At 56.7% G+C, this 363-nt stretch carries 1 protein-coding gene; it reads left to right on the top strand.

What is annotated here, in order from left to right; all coding sequences use genetic code 11:
- Positions 1 to 49: 49 nt before the first annotated feature.
- Positions 50 to 363: alcohol dehydrogenase catalytic domain-containing protein (locus ABF979_RS16445; RefSeq protein ID WP_415560760.1), on the top strand; the 314-nt coding region annotated here is incomplete at its 3' end.

Here is a 363-nt window from a genome sequence, read left to right on the forward strand (position 1 = left end):
AACAGCATAGTGCTCACTCTTCTCCTCATTCAACAGAGGATCAGACATCATGCGGGCCATCGGTTATCAGACGCCGCTTCCCATCGAAAATCCGGCGTCCCTTCAGGACATTGAATTGCCAAAACCCGTCCCTTCGGGCCGGGATCTTCTGGTGGAAATCAGGGCTGTGTCGGTCAATCCGGTTGATACAAAGGTCCGTCGCAGTGCGACACCAGAGGCAGGTCAGTGGCGTGTTCTGGGCTGGGATGCGGCGGGGGTTGTCGTAGGAACCGGACCGGACGTCACGGATTTTTCTGTCGGCGATGAGGTCTTTTATGCGGGGGCGATCAATCGCTCAGGGACCAACGCGGAGTTTCATCTGGT

The sequence above is a fragment of the Gluconobacter sp. genome (assembly GCF_047723935.1).
Classification (GTDB): Bacteria; Pseudomonadota; Alphaproteobacteria; order Acetobacterales; family Acetobacteraceae; genus Gluconobacter.